Source organism: Pseudomonas sp. NBRC 111132 (genome assembly GCF_001320565.1).
Lineage (GTDB): Bacteria > Pseudomonadota > Gammaproteobacteria > Pseudomonadales > Pseudomonadaceae > Aquipseudomonas > Aquipseudomonas putida_P.
Genome location: NZ_BCBI01000121.1, coordinates 1 through 2,010, shown reverse-complemented (window position 1 = coordinate 2,010; position 2,010 = coordinate 1). Strand labels below are relative to the sequence as shown.

At 54.0% G+C, this 2,010-nt stretch carries 2 protein-coding genes; both read right to left on the bottom strand.

All coding sequences use genetic code 11. From position 1 onward, the window contains the following. Positions 1–1,262, bottom strand: a 1,262-nt coding sequence (locus tag APH35_RS27910) for an integrase catalytic domain-containing protein (protein WP_156341254.1), incomplete at its 3' end; no start/stop codon positions are given. After that, positions 1,243–1,881, bottom strand: coding sequence for a TnsA endonuclease N-terminal domain-containing protein (locus APH35_RS27905; protein ID WP_060515839.1), 639 nt, complete (start codon positions 1,879–1,881; stop codon positions 1,243–1,245). The genes APH35_RS27905 and APH35_RS27910, both read right to left, overlap by 20 nt. Positions 1,882–2,010: the final 129 nt, after the last annotated feature.

Sequence of the window (2,010 nt, the reverse complement as noted above, 5' to 3'; positions counted from 1 at the left end):
AAGCATGCATTCTTCTCCGAGTCGTAATCGCCACGCTGCTGGATATTCGAGAAGGTGGTACCCGGGAGGTTGTGGATAAGCCCCAGGTTCTGTGTGCTGAAAAAGCGTTCGACGGCACCTTTCCTTTGAGGGGCCCTGGAAGCGGGATACATGATCTCGATACCCAACTCGTTGAACCCCATGATGAGATCACCCGCGTGAAATTCCGCCGCGTTGTCTGGGACGATGCGAGCCGGCAGCCCACGTGCCCACCATTCATTTCTCACTTTAGGAAAACGCTTCAGCAGTTCGGTCTTTGGACGGATTGAGCGTTCGATCACACGAAGCACGGTTTCCGTATTTGGCGCCGACAGGTGAAGCAGATATCCCATCACCATACGAGAGAAGCGGTCCAGGACGATCGTCAGATAGGGGCGCCCAATACACAACCCCGAGGTTTCATCCACAAGCTGTACGTCCAAGAGCGTGTGATCAATCTCCCACCGTTCCAGAATCTCATGGACACGTAGGACACCCGCCGCAACGCGGTGCTTTTTGTCTGCTGCGTATTTTCCAAGCCTCTCCTTATCCACAAGGTAAGGATCCAGCTTGGCGATGTACCTTCGGACAGTCATTCCGCTTGGGATCTTGAGCTGATCCGAGGGCAAACGACTTTTGTTCCTCTCTTTAATCTGATCCTCGAACTCTGAAACGACCACGCTGACCGCAGGAATCGTGTCTTGCAGGTAGGTCTCATTGATCACCCCTTCAAGAATTGCTTCAAGCTCACCCTTGATCGCGGGAGCCCGGCCCTTTTTGGCATGCTGAGGGATGAGCTTTACTACGTTCTGGCCAATGTATTTAGAGGCCCAGCGTCGAATGGTGGAAACCGAGGGTACGCATGCATCCCCAATCTTTTTGGCGATATCTCTAAGTGTATTGATCATGTCTTCGTCACCCGGCAGCTTGTATTTACCGCGCTTAGTTAAGTCGTCCAGATACTTGCGTCGGCGCAATGCTTCATCCCCATGTTTTTTGGGGAAGCATGAGATGTCTGGAGGGATGTTCCGTACATACGGAACCTTCCCGAGATAAGGCTGATCAGCGGAGATCTCGATCTCGCGCTTCTCGTAGGCCTCATAGAACTCCTTCTCGGATAGCTTCGTGGGCTCACCAAGCTCATCGAAAAAGAGCAGCTTCCGGTCGATAAGCCTCTTCTCAAGCACCATCAGTACGCCACGAACGATGACGACCAATTTCACCCTAAGGGAAAAGGTTTGCATGACGGTGCCCCCCCTGCAGGAAGACCGGGGAGTCAGTGTCAATTGACCTATCAAGGTCAATGCCCACCACCCCAAGGCCTAACAAGCGCCAGGCTTTCCTCTCACCAACCACGCAGAGCAAATCTGCAACGGTCATAGGCGGCCATTTGTTGAAGGCCACCATTACCTCCTCCAACGCCTGATGCGAAAGCTCTGGACCGCGCCGGTGATACATCAGCCTTCGAAGATTGGTAGCCAGGGGCTCAGCTTCAATTAACCTTTCAGTGACCACCGAAAAGTTACGAGCGGTGGCGCTGAAGTAGCGCTCAGCGGCATCCAGTCGCTGCCTGACACTGGCTATCTTCAGTCGGTCGTGAGGTTTCACTTCAAACCACCACTCGCGCCCATCCGCGAGGAAAACCTGTACGTCCGGGTAGTATTTGAAATAGCCCTGGAGCGATGGAATACGCTCCTCACTGGGCTGCGGGACGTAGCCGATGACCGCAGGAGACAGCTCAAGAAGCCGATAAAACGCGCCTTCGAGCTGGGACTCCCAGGGCATAGGCTTTTTATTTTTGAGCGATGGGAAGTAGCCGCGGTAATGGTTGGACCGCCGCGTGACCACCTTTCGTACTGTCATGAAACACCTCCGAAAATCTCGAAACGAGCGCCGACGCTGCACCAAAAAATCAAGGCGCAGGGCGGGCGAAGTGAGGCCTTTCGACAGGCAACACTGTGCCGTCGAGTAGCCTCGCTAAGGTCGAAAAGA

Bases quoted from the DNA above. Each gene is read 5' to 3' on its own strand.
- APH35_RS27905 (WP_060515839.1), bottom strand. From the start codon at position 1,881: ATGACAGTACGAAAGGTGGTCACGCGGCGGTCCAACCATTACCGCGGC.